The organism is Streptococcus sp. 1032 (genome assembly GCF_013277015.1).
Lineage (GTDB): Bacteria > Bacillota > Bacilli > Lactobacillales > Streptococcaceae > Streptococcus.
The window spans coordinates 184,887-202,587 of the sequence record NZ_VMMD01000026.1 but is presented as its reverse complement, the minus strand read 5'-3'; the positions used below and the strand labels follow the sequence as shown (position 1 = coordinate 202,587).

Here is a 17,701-nt window from a genome sequence, read left to right as displayed (position 1 = left end):
TTAGTTTGGGAATTTACCCTTTTGCCAATCATTTTGAGTATTTTGTTGGTAATAGGTTTGAAAATGCTTATAATAGCTGGTCAAATCTTGTTCAATTTGGCAAAAATCACCTACTAGTGGTCGAATTTGTGGATACCATTCTTTCAGCCCATAATTCAGGACATTTTCTCCCTTTTGATAGGCTTCTGCTTGTTCTTTCATCCAAATAGGATTTTGATAATACAGTTGTTGCCGGATATAACGACAGATGTCCTTATCCTGAGAAACACTAAAACTAGATATTTTTTGTTTCTTATAGGGAAGACGTAATATCTCCAGTAGACTAGCTTGACCATAGGAAAATTCCTTGATTTGATAATGGAGTTTACCGCGGAGGTCTTGGTGGATGAGATATTTGAGTCTTAAAGTCTGTTTTTCCTCATCCAATTCCCAAACATAAAAGCCCATATTTTGACTGAAATAAAGAAACCCTTCTTGCAGACGAGTCAAACGCTCCTTGAGCCAAAGTTTTTCCCCCAGCAACCACAGTACTTGGTAACCCTGACTACGATAACCCTCACTACGCTCTTTAAGAACTTTTTGAGGCAAGGGACTACATTGAACCTCTAAAGCTAGATTGCCATTTACAAATACATCCGCAATCTGTTTAAGTTCTGGAAACGGGTATTCTAATTGTACCTCTGCCTCTTTTTTCAACCAGTGATAGAGGGATTCCTTATTGGACAGGTGTTCTGGGCTTTCATTTTCAGAGGAATAATCACAGTCTTTTAGGGATTTATGGGCAAAATGGGTCCGGACACTTGGTCCTTGCCGCAAACGGAGCTTACCTCCACAAGCTGGGCAGGTGTATTCTTGCTTCTCAAGCTTATCCTCTAACACATTTACCAATTTACCCCTAGCATCTCTCGCAACAAACATGATTTCCCTCCTTTTCTATATTATTCGTAAAAAATAAAAAAGATCAGGAAATTCCTAATCTTCATCACTCTATAATTTTAGAGTTGCAAGCGACTTTCAAGAGCTTGTGTCAAAACTTCAGAATAGTTCACTTTCTCACGATCTGCAAGTCTGACTAGCCACTCTGGAACCGTAACATTTTTTCGAATCGCTTTATTATTCTTTACGAAAGGCAAGGGATTGACCTGAATCAAAGTCACAAATCCATCAGGAGCTTTCAACTCAGCAATGTCACTAGGAGTAGGCAGAGCCAGTCCTTCATCAATATAAGAAGCTAAAACACTCTCAAGCATTTCCCGTGCATTTTTCATTGCAAGTTCAATCGTTGTTCCTTCAGTCCCGCCTCCAAATTCAGGAAATTCAACCCAGTATCCAGTGCCTTCTCTATGAAAAATAGCAGGATAAGATTTTAGCATAGTACACCTCCACAATTTTCAAATCAACTACAATCCCAAATCTTTTAATATTTTTCTCTCTAAACCTTTTCCTAAATCCTCATTACCGTGAACTGGAATAGTGACAAGATAGGAGACCCCTTCTTTCTTAAAATGATGATGACTTCCTCTCTTACGTACTTCAATCCATCCATTTGCAAGAGCTAATACTCTTCGAAAATCAAATTCAAACCACGTCAGCTTATCCTTGCCGTACTCAAGTACAGCCTGCGGCCAGCTTCCTAGTTTGCTCTTTGATTTTCATTGAGTATAATTTTACCATTTCCTTACCTGTGATTGTCATTTATGGTCACCTTTCTATCTAAAATTATACTTATAATGCGTATTTTTGTCAATTCTTCTATCTTATCTATTCGTAAAAAAAGAAAAAAAGATCAGAAAAATTCCTAATCTTCATGTATGTTTACTTGATTTTCTTAGCTAGCATGGTCGCAAAGCGTAGTTGAATGCGATTGCCATTTTCGTCACGACGGTGCAAATGACCAGGATTTTCATTGTACTTAACCAATTCCCAGTCCTTGTAATAATCTGCCAGTTCCCCTTCTTTAAAAGTGAATGGGAAGTTAACCGAGCAAGGGTAATCCTCCGTGTCCATGGCACAAACAATAAGATTATAGCCACCGACCGTGGTATGCTCCTGCATATTTTTGATAATTGCAGGAATGCGGTCTGCTTGCAAAAACATCAAAACAACTGTCGATACGATGAAATCATAAGCTTGCCCAATGCTAGCTGAATTGATATCGTAAAAACCAACAGGCATATCCAAATCTTCCTGCTCCACAATGCTTTGCAAGATTTCAAGGGACAGTTCATTTTGATCCACAGCTGTCACATCAAAACCTTGCTGGGCTAGAAAGAGGGAATTACGCCCCTGACCACAGCCCAAATCCAAGGCTTTCCCTGGTTTTACTGTCTGCATAGCCTCTAGGACCTCTGAATGAACAGGATTGGTATTGTATTTCTTAGGGAAATAATCCTCAGGTTTACAATAAAATTCCAAGTACCATTCTACATCGTCTGTTACAGCCTCCACTCGGTGCCAGGCTTGTGGTTGTGCCATTGGATTGTCAGCCCCCGCTTCAAAGAGATGCTCAGCTAGAACCTCACCATCCTCTGTCAATTCAATAAACTTGAGAGTTCCTTTTAAAACAGTAATCTTGCCCCAAGTCCCAACCTTGGTATTGTGTTTCTGCTGAACAGCCTCTGGCATGGTTTCTTTAGTCCACAAGGGCATACGTTTATAGGCAATTAGTTTTTCCATTTTCATTCCTCTTTTTATCGCTGATTAACAGCTTTCATCACGCGCGCAATGTCGCGATTTTGCTCACGTCGTTTGATTGACTCCCGCTTATCATAGTCATGCTTCCCTTTAGCTAAACCTAAAAGGAGCTTGGCATAACCATCTTTGATATAGACTTTAAGAGGAACCAGCGTCATTCCTGTCCCTTTGGTCTCTTGTTCCAACTTTTGGATTTGCTTTTTATGGAGCAGGAGTTTACGACGACGTTCTGGTTCTTGGTTCCAGATATTGCCCTCTTCGTAAGGCGCGATATGAACATTGCTCAACCAGACTTCTCCATTTTTTACTTGGGCAAAGCCATCCTTTAGATTGATTCGAGCTGCTCTCACACTCTTGATTTCAGTTCCAGTCAGGACCATCCCTGCCTCTAGCGTATCTACGATAGTATAGTCGTGGCGCGCCTTTTTATTTTGTGCGACGACCTTTCCCTCGCCCTTTGCCATGTTTGGCTCCTTTCTTAGCTACTTCCTTATAAAAAGGGTTCTTTCCTTTTTTCTTCTTGTCTTTTTGTGAATGCTTGCGCTTATCATTTGAGCGTCCTGATTTTATCTTGTCTTCTTTCTTATCTGAACGACGACTTGAACCACGCCCTCTATCATTGCGACTAGACTGTTTCAAGCCTTTTTCGATCACATCAAACTCACTTGGAATATAAGAGAAGTCAATTTCACCCGTCATCTTATCAGCTCTTTCAACGCGAATGCGAATCTGCTGACCTACACGGAAGGTTGTCCCCGATTTTTCCCCACGAAGAGTCAAATCCCGCTCATTGAAATGATAAAATTCAGGTAGATTAGTGATGTGAATCAAGCCTTCAACTGTGTTTGGCAATTCAACAAAGAGACCGAATTTAACGATGCTAGACACAACCGCATCGTACTCTTCGCCCACGTATTCTTCCATGTACTCAGCCTTTTTCATGGCTTCGACTTCACGCTCAGCCTCAATAGCACGACGCTCACGGTTGGAAGACTGGGTCGCAATCTCTGGAATTACTTGTTCAAAATGCTCGGCTATTTCCTTAGAACGGCCGTAGTCCCGAATCATACGGTGAACAAGGAGGTCCGGATAACGACGAATCGGACTAGTAAAGTGAGTATAATAATCAGCCGCTAATCCATAGTGACCGTGATTGTGCTCTGAATAGCGAGCCTGCTGCATGGATCGAAGAAGCATCATGGACAAGACATCTGCATAAGGTTCTCCCTCAACAGCACGCATGATGTCTTGGAGAGCCTCCTGGCTAATCTCACTGGCAGTCCCATAAATGCGCAAGCCAAAACTCGAAGCATAATCAATAAACTTCTGAACCTTTTCAGCCTTAGGCTCCTCGTGAATCCGATAGATAAAAGGCAAATCCAACTTGCTGAAATGCTCGGCAACTGTTTCGTTGGCCATCAACATAAAAGACTCAATCATCCGCTCGGCAACACCACGCTGACGAAGAACGATATCAACAGGCTTACCTTGTTTATCCACTAAAATCTTGGCTTCATTGGTATCGAAATTGAGGGCTCCACGTTTCACACGCATGTTTTCTAAAGTTTCATGAAGTTTGGCCATGAGTTCGATACTAAGAACAATTTTCTGATATTCTTGTCGCTTTTCCTCGTCGCCAGCTAGGATATCATTGACATCGCTATAAGTCATACGGAAACTGGTCTTGATAACTGTTTGTGTAATGGTATAGTTGACCACACGACCATGTTTATCAATCTCCATAATGGCAGACTGGGTCAGGCGGTCAACTTGAGGATTGAGGGAGCAGATACCATTTGACAGTCGTTCTGGAAGCATTGGGACCACACGGTCTGTCACATAGACAGAAGTCGCGCGATTAAGGGCTTCCTTATCAAGAGCCGAACCCTCAGTCACATAGTAGGAAACATCTGCTATGTGAACTCCAAGCTCCAGATTTCCATTTTTCAATGCTTTGATATGCACGGCATCGTCCAAATCCTTGGCATCCGCACCGTCAATGGTAAAGGTAATCTCATCTCTCAAATCCAGACGGCCTTCCATATCCTTTTGAGACGGAGCATCAGGCACACTTTCTGCTTCCTTGATAACAGCTTCTGGAAACTCGGATACAATGTCCATAGACTCCAAAACCTCAAGAACATCAATTCCGACATCCGTTGAATACCCCACCACATCTAGAACACTCGCGACAAAGAAATCGTGTTTCTTGCTTGGGTATTTATCGATAAAGACCTTGAGAACTTCGGTTCCCTCGAGTTTAAGGGCTGGTTTCTTAACATAGATGGGTTGGCTGATTTTCTGGTTTTTCGAACGGATGTAGCCAGCATACTTAGGCTTTTCCTGATCCAGAACGATTTGACCGACTACGGTTGTCAGACTGTGTTCTAAGATATCGATAATTTTTGCTTCCGCTGCTGTTCCCTTATTGCGGTCAGCGACTTTCTTGATGACGACCTCAACGGTATCACCATCAATAGCATAGTTGACATCGTTTTTTCCTACAAAAAGGTCGTCCTCCTCGCCTTCCAGACTAACAAAGCCAAAGCCATTTTTATGAGCATGAAAAATCCCCTTGAGAGTAATCTCATGTTTTTTCTTGACTTCCAAGGTCAGACTTCCATCTTCTTCAAAGCGTATCTGGTGCTTTCTTTCCATTAAGGACAAGGTTTTAATCAACTCACGAAAATCCTTGGAACCGTCTTTTCCCAAAGCCTGAGCCAAGTCATTGACAGTTACCTTTCCCTTATCTTGTAAATATTCTTTTATTCTGTCTTTCATATTTTCTTTCTAGATTTTTTAATTTTCTTTTACTGTAAAACCTTCTCAAATATCATTTAGAAATAAAAATAGGCAAAGACCTAGTCCTGCCCATTATTTTCTTATCTACTTGATAATACCGTCAATGCTAAGGCAATGGCTAGCCAGAAAAAGACTAAAATCCCTGTCAAACGCTGCATTACAGCTTCAAAACCGCGTGCTTTACTGCGTTCAAACAAATCACCTGAGCTGGCATCAAATACATTGCTGGATTGGTTTTTGGTTGGTTGCATGAAAATCGCAATCACAATCACAACAGATAATACTAATAAAATGGTTAATAATAGGTTATACATATCAAACTCCTTAAAATCCCTATTATTTTACCATAAAATCTACTTAGATTCAAGATGTAGGGTTACTTTTCTTTCCTTGGGACAATACTTTAAAACCTCAATCTTGTCTGGATGGGTTTTTGAATTTTTACTGGTTAGGTAATTGATACTGCCACAAGAGGAGCATTTGAGATTGATTTTTACTCGCACTAGATTTCCTTTACTTTTAATAATGTTCGAAATTGAAGCAGGTTAAAGAGACAACTAAAGGCAACACAAAGGCTTGTCGCATAAAAGACAGCATGGTAGCCAAATTGACCTGCTACTGCAGAACCTGCCATAGGCCCAACGACACCTCCCAGATAAAAGAATACCTGATTGAAGGCAAAGACCCTTGAAATACCGGCTTTGGGAGTCATCTTGCTGAGAAGGGCATTGACTCCGGGAATCAAGGCACCGGTTCCCAATCCAAAGAGGAAACGATAAAGTCCTAGTTGAAGAGGGCTAGAGGCATTGGCACAGAGGAGATAGATGATGACTGAATAAAACTGGGCGACAACTAAGAGGCGATGGTTGCCCACCTTGTCACCTAGCTTGCCCATGACTCCTGCACTCATCATACTGGAAAAGCCCATACTGGATACAATCAAACCAGAGACAAAAAGAAGATTCTCTGTCTGCCCTAAGTCGCGTACATAAAGAGCCAAAATAGGGCCAATCGATTGAGCTGAAAATTGGATGACAAAACTGGTCAGAAAGAGGTTGACCAAAAGATAGGGATATTTAACTGATGTAAATAATTCCTTGGTTGGGATGACCTTTTCCTTGGCTACTGGTTGAAAATCTTCCTTGATAAAGCAAATAGTCAAAACAGCAGCTAAAAATAGAAAGCTACCAACCAGTAAAAAGACAGTACGAATGCCAAATAATTCTGCAATAAAGCCACCGATAAAGGGACCCGTTAGAGTACCTGCAACTACGCCTGTAGACAAAGTACCTAAGGCAGAGCCTGATTTCTCCTTGGGAACCTGACTGGCTATCAGGGCTGTTGCATTGGGAACAAAACCCGCAAATACACCATTCAGTAAACGAAGAAAGATTAACCAATAGATATTTGGTACAAAGGCTAAGCCTCCCATAGTAATGGTCATGGCAAGCCCAGCTCGAATCATCATGGGCTTTCGACCGTATTTGTCAGCAAGGATGCCCCAGATAGGAGAGAAAAGTGCTGCAGAAATGGCAGAGACAGAAATAGCTAAACCTGCGTAAAAAGCAGCTTGATCACTCCCTACACCTAAATTTTCCACAAAGATGGGCATAAAGGGCACTACCAAAGAAATACTGGCTCCTGTCAGAAAATTACCAAACCAAGCAATGCGCAGATTATCTTTCCAGTTAATCTCTGTCATCTTGGCTACCTCCCTCAAGAAGGATATACACTTGATTAAGAAGCTGGTCCTGATTCCCATTATTGTCAAGAATATGGCTGGCTAAATCTTTCTTTTTTTCTAAAGGCCACTGGGCTGCCAGGCGAGACTCAGCTTCATCTTTGGACAACTGGTCCCTTTTCATTAAGCGTTCTACTTGGACATCTCGGTCCACATAGACCAACCAAGTCTCATCAAACCAAGAGACGTAGTCCTGCTCAAAAAGTAGGGGAATATCCATGAAGAAAATCTCTTCTGTCTGAGCCAATTGGTCTCTTAATGTAGCTAGTTCCTCACGGATAATCTTTCCTTGGATTTGCTTAGACCATTCTCGTTCTTCAGGATTTGAAAAGATAAGACTAGCTAGGAGAGGGCGATTAAGTTCTCCGTTTTCAAGGATGATTTCTTGCCCAAAGTGCTGGACTAGAGCCTCAAACAGACGACCACCAGGTCTCTGTAGTTGGTGGACAACCGCGTCGGCATCCACCACTTGAAAGCCTTGCTTTCTTAGAAAATTTGTCACAGTTGACTTACCTGAGGAAATTCCCCCAGTGATTCCAATGATTTTTCCCATCAATTCCTCCTTTGGCACTGAGGACAAAAGTGGGTTCCACGTCCGCCTAGTTGGATTTTCTCAATAATGGTACCACAGCGTACACATTCTTGACCAGCCTTGTCATAGACCTGATGAAAATCCTGCATGGTTCCATCTTCCCCAAAGGCATTGGTATAGGTCCGAATGGTGGAACCACCTTTTTCAACAGCCTGTCCCAAAACAGCGATGGTCTGGTCATGAATGGCAGTCGCTTCTGCTGCTGTCAAAGTCTGGGAAGGTCTAGCCGGATGAACCTGAGCTCGCCAGAGGACCTCATCCACATAGATATTGCCAAGTCCAGCTACCAAAGTCTGGTCTAAAAGATGGGATTTGATAGGCTTTTTAGACTTAGCTAGAGCTACTTGAAAGACCTGCACATCAAAGTCTTGTTCGCTTGGTTCAGGACCTAATTTTTTAGAAATAAAGTAGGCTTCCAAAAGGTCAGGCGCCAAGAGTTCCATAGTACCAAACTTGCGAACATCCTCGTAAACAAGCGTGCCACCATCTTCAAACTGAAAAAAAACATGGGCATGCTTGCGTTCAGGAACCTGGTACGGATAGTAAAAATACTTGCCCTCCATCCGCAGATGGGAAATCAAGACCTTGTCTGTCAGGTAGAAAATCAAATATTTACCACGACGTCCCATTGACTCAATAATCTGACCAGGCACTTCCTTTTGAAACTCGTCCAAATCCGTCTTAATCATCTTGGGATAGCGAATTTCTACACTCGAAATCTTCTTTCCCAAAATCAATTTTTCCAAGCCACGTCGAACGGTTTCAACCTCTGGTAATTCAGGCATAAGTCCTCCTTCTGTAAAAACAAGAAGCAGGCATGAGCCCACCTCTACTTAGTATTCTTTTTCATTATAGCCAAAGTCAGCCAAATCTAGCTTTTTATCGCGCCAGTTTTTCTTGACCTTGACCCAAGTTTCTAGGAAGACCTTGTCTCCTAGCATGAGTTCAATATCACGACGGGCCATGCTACCGATTTTCTTAAGCATAGCGCCACCTTTACCGATGATAATCCCTTTTTGGCTATCACGCTCGACCATGATGGTTGCACGGATATGAACCTTGTCTGTCTCTTCGTCTCGTTTCATAGAATCCACAACTACTGCGACAGAATGCGGAATCTCTTCACGAGTTAGGTGCAAGACTTTCTCACGAACCATCTCTGAAACCAAGAAGCGTTCTGGATGGTCTGTGATTTGATCAGACGGGAAATATTGAAAACCTTCGTCCAGATTTTCACTCAAAATATCCACTAGACGAGAGACGTTATTTCCCTGAAGAGCTGAGATTGGAACAATTTCCTTAAAGTCCATTTGATTACGAAAATCATCAATCTGAGACAAAAGCTGGTCTGGATGAACCTTATCAATCTTGTTCACCACCAGAATAACAGGAACCTTAGCAGCCTTAAGACGCTCGATAATCATATCGTCCCCCTTACCACGCGCCTCATCAGCAGGCACCATGAAAAGAACTGTGTCTACTTCACGAAGGGTGCTATAGGCAGATTCTACCATGAAATCTCCTAGAGCCGTTTTAGGCTTGTGAATCCCTGGCGTGTCGATAAAGACGATTTGCTCCTTATCAGTCGTGTAAATTCCCATGATTTTGTTGCGCGTTGTCTGCGCCTTGTCACTCATGATGGCAATCTTTTGCCCCATGACGTGGTTTAAAAAGGTTGACTTCCCAACATTAGGGCGTCCTAAAATGGCTACAAAGCCTGATTTAAAAGTCATAATTTCCTCTTACTGTTTAAAATAATAAATCCCAGATTCGTGGGAGAAAAATCAATGCGCCTGTTAAGGCTGCGAAAAGAGAGACCACTAATACCGCGCCAGCCGCCATATCCTTGGCATTTTTAGCCAGCATGGAAAAGTGATAGTGACTGGCCAAATCCACCACATTTTCAATAGCAGAATTGATAATTTCAAAAGCTACTACCAAGAAAATGCTCAATAGGAGAAAGAGCCATTCGACTCGTGACACCTGAAAAACTAAACCTGCAAGAATGACTACAAGAGCCGTCACTGCATGTTTTCGCATATTACGTTCTTCCTTGATGGCAGTAAAAATTCCTGTGACGGCAAATTCTAAACTGGATATCAGGTCACGATTTTTCCATTTTCGTTTATTGTCTTGTGAGTCCATAGGCTGTCAAAATTTCTTCTTGTAAACCGAACATCTCCGCTTCTTCTTCCGGAGTGTAGTGATCATATCCATTGATATGTAAAAAGCCGTGTACTGCCAAGAAGCCCATCTCACGCTCAAAGCTATGGCCATATTCCTCGGCCTGCTCATGAGCCTTATCAATAGAGATGAACAGTTCCCCAATATAGGCATCAAACTCAGACATCATCTCTGCCAATTCTGGATTTTCAAGCAAATCTTCCTCGTCAAAGGCAATTTCCAACTCTGGCTTATATTCAAGGCTGATGACATCTGTCGGACGGTCTGTGTCACGGTACTCCAGATTGAGTTCATGACTACGCTCATTGGTCACAAAAGTGACTGCCATCTCCTTGTCTTCTTTGCCTAATTTTTGGGCTGCAAATTCCAAAATTTCTTGGGTTTGTTGCAACATTTCTTTTGAAACTTGACCAGTTTCATCTACCATTTCAATATACATGTGCTTCTCGTTTCTCTTTACTTGGCTTTATTATACCACATTTCCATGATTTTATTCTACCTTTTTGATATAATACTATGGAATACAATCACAAGGAGAGAACGATGTCATTTGACGGATTTTTTTTACATCACATGGTTGAGGAATTGCGAAGAGAGTTAGTGAATGGTCGCATTCAGAAAATCAATCAACCTTTTGAACAAGAATTGGTCTTGCAAATCCGCAGCAATCGCCAAAGCCATCGCCTGCTCCTTTCTGCCCATCCAGTTTTTGGACGCATTCAGCTGACCCAAACGACTTTTGAAAACCCAGCCCAGCCTTCTACCTTTATCATGGTTTTAAGAAAATATTTGCAGGGTGCCCTAATTGAGTCGATTGAGCAAGTGGAAAATGACCGTATTGTGGAAATCACGGTTTCCAATAAAAACGAGATTGGAGACCATATTCAGGCTACCTTGATTATCGAAATTATGGGCAAACACAGTAACATTCTACTGGTTGATAAAAGCAGTCATAAAATCCTCGAAGTTATCAAACATGTTGGTTTTTCACAAAATAGCTACCGTACCTTGCTGCCTGGGTCTACCTATATCGCTCCGCCAAGTACGGAATCTCTCAATCCTTTTACAATCAAGGACGAGAAACTCTTTGAAATCCTGCAAACGCAGGAAACGACAGCTAAAAATCTTCAAAGCCTCTTTCAAGGTCTGGGACGCGATACGGCAAATGAATTGGAAAGGATACTGGTTAGTGAAAAACTTTCCGCTTTCCGAAACTTTTTCAATCAAGAAACCAAGCCATGCTTGACTGAAACTTCCTTCAGTCCAGTTCCTTTTGCAAATCAAGTGGGAGAGCCTTTTGCCAACCTTTCGGATTTGTTGGACACCTACTATAAGGACAAGGCTGAGCGAGACCGTGTCAAACAACAAGCCAGTGAACTCATTCGCCGTGTTGAAAATGAACTGCAGAAAAATCGACATAAGCTGATAAAACAAGAAAAAGAGTTACTGGCGACAGACAACGCTGAAGAATTTCGTCAAAAAGGAGAATTGCTGACAACCTTCCTCCACCAAGTACCTAACGACCAAGACCAGGTTATCCTAGACAACTACTACACCAACCAACCTATCACGATTGCGCTTGATAAGGCTCTGACTCCCAACCAGAATGCCCAACGCTACTTTAAACGTTACCAAAAACTCAAAGAAGCTGTCAAATACTTGACTGATCTGATTGAGGAAACCAAGGCAACTATTCTCTATCTGGAAAGTGTTGAGACTGTCCTCAACCAAGCTGGACTAGAAGAAATCGCTGAAATCCGTGAAGAATTGATCCAAACAGGCTTCATCCGCAGAAGACAACGGGAGAAAATCCAGAAACGCAAAAAACCAGAACAGTATCTGGCCAGCGATGGCAAGACCATCATCTATGTCGGCCGCAATAATCTGCAAAATGAGGAGCTAACCTTTAAAATGGCCCGCAAGGAGGAACTTTGGTTCCATGCCAAGGACATTCCTGGAAGCCACGTGGTCATCTCAGGAAATCTTGACCCATCTGATGAAGTCAAGACAGACGCAGCAGAGTTGGCCGCCTACTTCTCTCAAGGTCGCCTATCAAATCTGGTGCAGGTAGATATGATTGAAGTCAAGAAACTCAACAAACCAACTGGTGGAAAACCTGGCTTTGTCACTTACACAGGACAAAAGACCCTCCGTGTCACACCAGACCCAGAAAAAATTGCATCCATGAAAAAATCCTGATTCGACTTGAAATCAGGATTTTTAGCTTATACTCTTCGAAAATCATATCCAATTATAGGACTAATCTTTGCCACCTAGTTTTTCATTGATTTTCATCATCACACTAGCAACTTTCTCGCCCCAATAAGGGTCTGAGGCATATTCCACATTCATACCCGATGCCTTGTTTCCAAGGAAAGTTCTGCCCCTATCGATATAATTTTCCTTAATCCACTTGGTTGCACCTAAAATTCCCTTATCCACATCATCAAATGTCTTGGCAGAAAGGTAAGGCGTCGTATCATAGGCTGTAATTCCAAAGAAATTATTCTTATCTTTGGCAATCTTGCTACGTCCCCAGTCACTTTCTAAAGCACTATGGGCAAGGAGATAGAGGGCATTGATATGGTAATGTTCTTCGGCTTCCTTAAAGGTAGCTCCCTTATTTTCCAGGAGGCTATTATTAATATTTAGCAGACTAAATACCTTATCCAAGTCTTCAGCACTGTAGTTTGTAGCCTCTGTCAAATCTTTGAAAAGGAAGGGATTTTCAAGCTTAAAACCATCAAAATGCAACCCATCTGCCGAATAATATTTCTTGCCTACTTCCATATCAGAAAGATGAGAAGCTACTGGGATACTAGCATTCTGAGCCACATAGTGATAAAAACGGTGTCCATCACTCTCATAATAAGGGATAAAATCCTTACTAGCATCTAGTGCTTGTAAATCTTCTGTTTTCATATAGCCTGACAAACCAGAAACAGTAATAGCCAGGCGCTTGTCATCACTTTTTCTATCCTTATCTAGCCAGACAACACTACCTTGTGATATATAGGACAGCTTTTCACCATCTGCATTATAAACATTGGCTGTGACAGGCACTACTTGATAATAAGCAGCATTTTCGTTTGTAGCTTTTTCTCCAAGCCACTTTCCATCGCTTCCAAGCTGATAACCATCTACAGTCTCATTTTTCGCCATGTAGCCACCAGATTTGAAGTAGTACCAGGCTTGACTTTTAGCATCGTATAGCCATTCTTTCTCAGCCATTTTGCCATCAGATTTGAGATAAAACCATGACTCCTTATCCCAAATCCATTCATTTGCTGCCATATAGCCACCGGATTTTAGATAATAATAGTGACCATTTTCGAAAATCCATTCTTTATCAGCATGATTTCCATTTGCTTTGATGTAAAACCAAGATTGGTATTGTTTGTCAAAAAGCCAACCTTGCTGTACTTTGGCACCACTAGCATTCACATAAGCCTGCTCAATCCACTGACTTGTTAGTAAATAACCACCAGATTTAAAATAATAGTCCTTCCCCTTGATTTGGAGCCATTCTTTCTCTGCGTGCTGGCCATCTGCTTTTATATAAAACCAAGAGTCGTATTGAGAATCATAGACCCAGTCTTCTATTACTTTAGCACCTGATGCACCGACATAGGAAGCTCCTAGCCAAGCATTTCTTTTCATCTTTCCATTTTGGTCAAGATAATAGAAGGCTCCCTTGTCTTCTACCCATTCTGACTTAGCCATATAGCCACCAGATTTGAGGTAAAAATAGTCGTCACCTTGTTTCAGCCATTCATTTTCAGCATAGTTAGCATCTGCTTTTATATAAAACCAAGATTGATAATGAGCATCAAAAACCCATTCATTGGCTGCTTGACTACCATCTACTTTCAGGTATTGTTTTCCTTGCCAAGTACCATCGCTAGCCATTGCACTCTCTGGTCTGACTAAGAAAAATAGCAGGGCTAAAAAAATAAATCTTACTTTCTTCATTAACCTTCTTCCTCTGTTCTTATTTATTTTATTGTACCAAAATTCTCTGAAATTCATATTACAAACTAATAAAAAATCAAGAACAGATTGATTGCAGTTTACTTCAGAGATTCTTTTACTTCCTTGCGTAGATTTTCTAAACTGCTAATGCCGTATTTATCCATGACCTTTGGCAGATTTTCGATGATATCAGGACAGGCATATGGATTGGTAAAGTTGGCTGTTCCAACTCCGATTGCAGATGCTCCAGCCAGATACATTTCTAGGGCTGCTTCTGCCGAATCCACTCCCCCCATTCCAATGATAGGCAGGTCTGTTGTTTGGGCTACTTGTCGGATGAGTTTGAGGGCTACTGGAAAGACTGCTGGACCTGACATTCCACCTGTTCCATTAGCCAAGATTGGTTTTCTGGTTTTGAGGTCAAAGCGCATTCCAACTAGAGTATTGATCATGGTCAAGCCACTTGCTCCCGCATCTTCTGCAGCTTTTGCGACAGTAACGATATCGGTCACACTCGGGGTTAATTTGACATAAACTGGCACTTCGGAGGCTTCCACAGCTGCTTTCACCACATCATAAGCCAAATCTGGATCTTGACCAATCAAAAGTCCGTGATTACAGTGGTCAACATTGGGGCAAGAAATATTGAGCTCGATAGCCTTTACATTAGCTGCCTTGGAAATACCATGAGAAACAGCCGCATACTCTTGTTTTGAAAAACCAGCCACATTGGCAATAATAGGAAGATTTGGATATTCTCTTTCCAACCAAGGTAGCTTTTCGGCCAAAACAACTTCCAAACCAGGATTTTGCAAGCCAATTGCATTGAGCATGCCAGCAGGTGTTTCTGCCACCCTTGGAGTTGGATTGCCAAAACGGGCTTCAAGGGTTGTCGCCTTGATCATAATAGAACCTAAAAGATCTAAATCATAGTACTTGGCATACTCTTGTCCAAAACCAAAACAGCCTGATGCTGGAATAATGGGATTTTTCAAATCCAAGCCTGGTAGAGAAACTTGTAAACGATTTGTAGTCATAATTTTCTCCTTATAATACAACTGTTCCTGTGCGGAAAACAGGGCCATCTTCACAGACGCGTTGGCTGACCGTCTCGCTTTCTGGCACTTTTAGGACGCAGGCATAGCAAGCCCCCATCCCACAAGCCATACGAGATTCCAGAGATAGATAGGCTCTAGGGTGGTCATAAAAGGTTTGATTGATATACTTCATCATTCCAGGCGCCCCACATGAGTAAACAGCATCAAACTGACTATCTAAGTCATTGATAACAACGGAAACATTTCCCTTGATACCATAAGAACCATCATCTGTCGTTACAAAGACTTGACCATTTTGAGCTAATTCCTTTTCGAGGATAACAGCATCCTTGTTGGCAAAACCGAGAACTGTCACTACTTTCACACCACGCGCATGCAATTCCTTGGCCACCTCAAGCAAGGGAGGAACACCAATCCCCCCACCAACAAGGAGAACCTGGTTCTGCTCATCAAGGTCAGACAAGTCAAAACCATTCCCCTGAGGGCCCATCACATCAAGAGTATCCCCCTGACTTAAGGTTGAGAAAATAGCTGTCCCAGCCCCTTCAATCCGATAAATAAGATGACACTGCTTCTTAACCTTATCGATAGACGAAATTGAAATAGGGCGACGCAAGAGATGGGCGTCATCAGGCACACGCAGATGAAGAAATTGGCCTGCCCGCATAGCTTCAACCATTTCCCCTTCTAGGACTAATTCAAAGATTGCTGGTGCGATTTCCTCCTGTGCAACCACCTTCATGGTTTCCAAACGAATTGCACCCAAACGTTTCTTACATGTGGGATTCATGACTTTTCCTCCTTAAATTTTAAGGGGACCAGATAAAGAAAAGACCTTGCTAGTGCAAGGCCTCAGTTAAAATCGTACAACACAAGAGAGCACACTCAAAAAGTCTCCTCTAGAAAATTGCACTATTCTTTTATCTGACACCTTGTGAGTCTCTCTGGACTCCCCTTAAAGGTTAAATTTTTACTAGTATACTCTTTCAGCTAAAAAAAGTCAAGTAGAAAACGAACATTCTACTTGACTTCACGTGATTATTTTTCACGAATGACTTCGACCTTATAGCCATCAGGGTCTTTGACAAAGTAATAGTTAGGTGCAGTTCCTGGTAGACCATTTGGCTCAGTCACTTCATAGCCTTTGGCACTGTGCTCTTGATGAAGTCCCTCAAGATCAGGTGTACTTAGGGCGATATGAGCAAACCCGTCTCCAACCACATAAGGGCCGTGATCGTAGTTATAAGTCAACTCCAACTCATAATCGTCACCCTCAAGTCCTAGATAGACAATCGTGAAGGCATGGTCTGGAAAATCTCTGCGACGCAATTCTTTAAATCCAAAAGCATCTTGATAAAATGCAATTGATTTTTCAAGATTTTCTACTCGCAAGCAAGTATGTAGCATTTTTGAAGCCATATTTTTCTCCTTTATTTTTAAAAAGACTGGACAATCCTGTTCCAGTCTCATCAGTTGTTATTTACCAAGTTTTGCTTTCGCTGCATCTGCAAGAGCTGTGAAAGCTGCTGCATCATTAACAGCCAAGTCAGCAAGCATTTTACGGTTAACTTCGATCTCAGCCAATTTCAAACCATGCATCAATTGTGAGTATGAAAGCCCGTTCATACGAGCTGCCGCGTTGATACGAGTGATCCACAATTTGCGGAAGTCACGTTTTTTCTGACGACGGTCACGGTATGCATAGTAGTAAGAGTTCATTACTTGTTCTTTTGCAGTACGGAACAAGATGTGTTTAGCTCCATAGTAACCTTTTGCTAATTTAAGAATACGTTTACGACGTTTGCGTGATACAACGCCACCTTTAACACGTGCCATGTTTTATTTCCTCCAAATATTTCCTAGAATTGTTTACTTACAGTCAAGCTATTATTTCAAGCGAGTAAGCATTGCTTTGATACGTTTGTAATCTCCTGAATGCACCATAGATGCTTTACGAAGATGACGACGTTGTTTCTTAGTTTTTCCGTGGAAACGGTGAGAAGTGTAAGCACGGAAACGTTTAAGTCCACCAGAACCTGTACGTTTGAAACGTTTAGCTGATGCGCGGTGTGTTTTTTGTTTTGGCATGATTTTTTCTCCTTTATTTAACTTTCTGACAATTATTTTTTGTCAGTCGCTGGCGCCAATTGCATGAACATTTGACGTCCATCCATTTTAGCACGTTGTTCGATGATGGCAATATCTTGAGTTGCTTCAGCAAACTCGGCTAAAACTTTTGCACCAATCTCTTTATGGGTAATCATACGACCCTTAAAGCGAATAGATACCTTAACTTTATTTCCTTTTTCAAGGAATTTGCGTGCATTGCGAAGTTTTGTATCAAAGTCACCCTTGTCAATCGTTGGACTTAGACGAACTTCTTTCACAGTAACAACACTTTGTTTTTTACGTTGTTCTTTTTGCTTCTTCTGGTACTCAAATTTGAACTTACCGTAGTCCATAATTTTTGCAACAGGCGGTTTGGCTTGGGGTTGAATCAATACTAGGTCAACATTAGCGTTATCAGCCAAAGCTTGCGCTTCACTGAGTGGCTTGATGCCTAGCTGTTCTCCTTCAAGACCAATCAAGCGAACTTCACGTACACGAATCTCATCATTGATGAATAAGTCTTGCTTTGCTATGGTTTTCACCTCTTTT

Annotated in this window: 22 protein-coding genes; 1 reads left to right on the top strand and 21 read right to left on the bottom strand. The window is 41.8% G+C overall.

All coding sequences use genetic code 11. From position 1 onward, the window contains the following. From HT711_RS09895 to ybeY, 14 genes are all read right to left on the bottom strand, one after another. Entirely contained in the window at nt 1–918 is a 918-nt protein-coding gene (locus HT711_RS09895) for a competence protein CoiA family protein (RefSeq protein WP_173250090.1), read from the bottom strand. A gap of 77 nt (nt 919–995) precedes the next feature. Next, nucleotides 996–1,373, bottom strand: a complete 378-nt coding sequence (locus HT711_RS09890; RefSeq protein WP_173233951.1) for a type II toxin-antitoxin system HicB family antitoxin — start codon at nt 1,371–1,373, stop codon at nt 996–998. A gap of 27 nt (nt 1,374–1,400) precedes the next feature. Next, on the bottom strand, nt 1,401–1,592 hold the full coding sequence (locus HT711_RS09885) for a type II toxin-antitoxin system HicA family toxin (RefSeq protein ID WP_173234128.1): 192 nt from the start codon (nt 1,590–1,592) through the stop codon (nt 1,401–1,403). A 223-nt stretch (nt 1,593–1,815) separates the two neighbouring features. Further along, the gene (gene tehB / locus HT711_RS09880; protein ID WP_164226022.1) at nt 1,816–2,676 is read right to left on the bottom strand and encodes an SAM-dependent methyltransferase TehB; all 861 of its coding nucleotides are present in this window, start codon (nt 2,674–2,676) and stop codon (nt 1,816–1,818) included. 14 nt (nt 2,677–2,690) lie between these two features. Next, the gene (gene smpB, locus HT711_RS09875) at nt 2,691–3,158 is read right to left on the bottom strand and encodes an SsrA-binding protein SmpB (protein ID WP_001051750.1); all 468 of its coding nucleotides are present in this window, start codon (nt 3,156–3,158) and stop codon (nt 2,691–2,693) included. Continuing rightward, the gene (gene rnr, locus HT711_RS09870) at nt 3,121–5,475 is read right to left on the bottom strand and encodes a ribonuclease R (RefSeq protein ID WP_173233949.1); all 2,355 of its coding nucleotides are present in this window, start codon (nt 5,473–5,475) and stop codon (nt 3,121–3,123) included. Before rnr ends, smpB begins: the two co-directional genes overlap by 38 nt. A gap of 101 nt (nt 5,476–5,576) precedes the next feature. Further along, entirely contained in the window at nt 5,577–5,810 is a 234-nt protein-coding gene (secG, locus tag HT711_RS09865) for a preprotein translocase subunit SecG (protein WP_000282517.1), read from the bottom strand. A 39-nt stretch (nt 5,811–5,849) separates the two neighbouring features. Then, nucleotides 5,850–5,999: a 50S ribosomal protein L33 gene (gene rpmG / locus HT711_RS09860; protein WP_001809104.1), complete on the bottom strand. Its 150-nt coding sequence runs from the start codon at nt 5,997–5,999 to the stop codon at nt 5,850–5,852. Next, complete coding sequence (locus tag HT711_RS09855) at nt 5,999–7,198, bottom strand: multidrug efflux MFS transporter (protein WP_049488727.1); 1,200 nt, start codon at nt 7,196–7,198, stop codon at nt 5,999–6,001. Before HT711_RS09855 ends, rpmG begins: the two co-directional genes overlap by 1 nt. After that, the gene (coaE, locus tag HT711_RS09850) at nt 7,185–7,790 is read right to left on the bottom strand and encodes a dephospho-CoA kinase (RefSeq protein WP_173233947.1); all 606 of its coding nucleotides are present in this window, start codon (nt 7,788–7,790) and stop codon (nt 7,185–7,187) included. Before coaE ends, HT711_RS09855 begins: the two co-directional genes overlap by 14 nt. After that, nucleotides 7,790–8,614 (bottom strand): DNA-formamidopyrimidine glycosylase, encoded by an 825-nt coding sequence (mutM, locus tag HT711_RS09845; protein WP_173233945.1) that lies wholly within the window; start codon nt 8,612–8,614, stop codon nt 7,790–7,792. Before mutM ends, coaE begins: the two co-directional genes overlap by 1 nt. A gap of 48 nt (nt 8,615–8,662) precedes the next feature. Then, nucleotides 8,663–9,562 carry a GTPase Era gene (gene era, locus HT711_RS09840; protein ID WP_000143264.1) on the bottom strand — a complete coding sequence of 300 codons (900 nt, stop codon included), beginning with the start codon at nt 9,560–9,562 and terminating at the stop codon, nt 8,663–8,665. Between the two features lie 16 nt (nt 9,563–9,578). Then, the gene (locus HT711_RS09835) at nt 9,579–9,974 is read right to left on the bottom strand and encodes a diacylglycerol kinase (protein ID WP_173233943.1); all 396 of its coding nucleotides are present in this window, start codon (nt 9,972–9,974) and stop codon (nt 9,579–9,581) included. Further along, a complete protein-coding gene (gene ybeY, locus HT711_RS09830; protein WP_000275156.1) occupies nt 9,955–10,452 on the bottom strand; it encodes an rRNA maturation RNase YbeY in 498 nt (165 codons plus the stop codon). Before ybeY ends, HT711_RS09835 begins: the two co-directional genes overlap by 20 nt. A gap of 104 nt (nt 10,453–10,556) precedes the next feature. On the opposite strand from ybeY, the gene pavA reads away from it, so the two are divergent. Beyond that, nucleotides 10,557–12,212, top strand: coding sequence for an Rqc2 family fibronectin-binding protein PavA (gene pavA / locus HT711_RS09825; protein WP_173233941.1), 1,656 nt, complete (start codon nt 10,557–10,559; stop codon nt 12,210–12,212). A 60-nt stretch (nt 12,213–12,272) separates the two neighbouring features. On the opposite strand, the gene HT711_RS09820 is transcribed toward pavA, so the two are convergent. The 7 genes from HT711_RS09820 to infC form a co-directional block, all read right to left on the bottom strand. Continuing rightward, on the bottom strand, nt 12,273–14,042 hold the full coding sequence (locus HT711_RS09820) for a glucosaminidase domain-containing protein (protein WP_173233939.1): 1,770 nt from the start codon (nt 14,040–14,042) through the stop codon (nt 12,273–12,275). Between the two features lie 41 nt (nt 14,043–14,083). Beyond that, nucleotides 14,084–15,070 (bottom strand): dihydroorotate dehydrogenase, encoded by a 987-nt coding sequence (locus tag HT711_RS09815; protein ID WP_173233937.1) that lies wholly within the window; start codon nt 15,068–15,070, stop codon nt 14,084–14,086. Beyond that, entirely contained in the window at nt 15,033–15,833 is an 801-nt protein-coding gene (locus HT711_RS09810; RefSeq protein WP_173233935.1) for a dihydroorotate dehydrogenase electron transfer subunit, read from the bottom strand. Before HT711_RS09810 ends, HT711_RS09815 begins: the two co-directional genes overlap by 38 nt. A gap of 248 nt (nt 15,834–16,081) precedes the next feature. Next, nucleotides 16,082–16,462 carry a VOC family protein gene (locus HT711_RS09805; protein WP_049511764.1) on the bottom strand — a complete coding sequence of 127 codons (381 nt, stop codon included), beginning with the start codon at nt 16,460–16,462 and terminating at the stop codon, nt 16,082–16,084. Nucleotides 16,463–16,519: 57 nt separating this feature from the next. Then, nucleotides 16,520–16,879 carry a 50S ribosomal protein L20 gene (gene rplT, locus HT711_RS09800; RefSeq protein ID WP_000124834.1) on the bottom strand — a complete coding sequence of 120 codons (360 nt, stop codon included), beginning with the start codon at nt 16,877–16,879 and terminating at the stop codon, nt 16,520–16,522. Between the two features lie 51 nt (nt 16,880–16,930). Continuing rightward, nucleotides 16,931–17,131 (bottom strand): 50S ribosomal protein L35, encoded by a 201-nt coding sequence (rpmI, locus tag HT711_RS09795; protein ID WP_001125943.1) that lies wholly within the window; start codon nt 17,129–17,131, stop codon nt 16,931–16,933. Between the two features lie 32 nt (nt 17,132–17,163). Then, the gene (gene infC / locus HT711_RS09790) at nt 17,164–17,694 is read right to left on the bottom strand and encodes a translation initiation factor IF-3 (RefSeq protein WP_000848180.1); all 531 of its coding nucleotides are present in this window, start codon (nt 17,692–17,694) and stop codon (nt 17,164–17,166) included. Nucleotides 17,695–17,701: the final 7 nt, after the last annotated feature.